Below are 1,272 nucleotides of genomic sequence, written 5' to 3' on the forward strand. Positions count from 1 at the left end.
CCGCCGAATGGCCGCTACAGCGACCTGTATCTGCGTAACTATGCGGTGCTGAACATCAAGGACCAGCTGGCCCGCTTGCCTGGCATGGGCGAAGTGCAGCTGTTCGGCTCCGGCGACTACGCCATGCGTATCTGGCTCGACCCGCAGAAAGTGGCGGCGCGCGGCCTGACCGCAGGTGACGTSGTYAAYTCGATCCGCGAGCAGAACGTRCAGGTGGCAGCCGGTGTGATCGGCCARGGTCCGTCCAAGAACGCGGACTTCCAGCTGACCGTGAACACGCARGGCCGTCTGCAATCGGAAGAAGAATTCGGCAATATCGTGCTGAAGACCAATGCCGATGGTGCAGTCACCCTGCTGAAGGACGTGGCACGCATGGAGATGGGTTCCAACTCCTACGCGCTGCGCTCCCTGCTGAACAAYAAGTCGGCCGTTGCGATCCCGATTTTCGAGGCACCGAATGCGAACGCCCTGCAGCTGTCGCATGATGTGCGCGAGACCATGGCGCGCCTGTCGAAAGATTTCCCGGAAGGTGTCGAATACAAGATTGTGTACGACCCGACCCAATTCGTGCGCGAGTCGATCCGCGCTGTGATCCACACGCTGCTGGAAGCCATTATCCTGGTGGCGATCGTGGTGATCGTGTTCCTGCAAACCTGGCGTGCATCGCTGATTCCGCTGCTGGCCGTGCCGGTATCGGTGGTGGGTACGTTTGCGGTGATGCTGGGCTTTGGCTTCTCCATCAACACGCTGTCGCTGTTCGGCCTCGTGCTGGCCATCGGTATCGTGGTGGACGATGCGATCGTGGTGGTGGAAAACGTCGAGCGKAATATCGAGAACGGCCTGTCGCCGCGCGATGCAACCATCCAGGCGATGAAGGAAGTGTCCGGCCCGATTATCGCGATTGCGCTGGTGCTGTGCGCCGTGTTCGTGCCGATCGCTTTCGTGTCCGGYCTGWSCGGCCAGTTCTACAAGCAGTTCGCGCTGACCATCGCMTTCTCGACCGTGATCTCGGCCTTCAGCTCCCTGACCCTGGCGCCTGCGCTGGCGGCCTCGCTGCTGAAACCGCACGATGCACCGAAGGAYKYSCTGACCCGYRTCATGGACAAGATCTTCGGCSGCTTCTTCAAGTGGTTCAACCGCTTCTTCAACCGTGCTTCGCATGGCTACGAAACGGGTGTGACCGGCGTGTTGAAGCGCAAGGGCAGCTCGCTGGTGGTGTACGCCGTGCTGGCCGTGGCCGCAGGCTTCATGTTCAAGCTGGTGCCGCCGGGC

The 1,272-nt window shown here is 61.3% G+C and carries 1 protein-coding gene; it reads left to right on the top strand.

Annotation, left to right across the window (positions count from 1 at the left end; translation table 11 throughout):
* Window positions 1-1,272: efflux RND transporter permease subunit (locus tag AB4Z19_RS30450; protein WP_442037143.1), on the top strand; the 1,272-nt coding region annotated here is incomplete at both ends.

This window comes from Pseudoduganella sp. RAF19 (genome assembly GCF_052114165.1).
In the GTDB taxonomy this organism is placed as follows: domain Bacteria; phylum Pseudomonadota; class Gammaproteobacteria; order Burkholderiales; family Burkholderiaceae_D; genus Rugamonas.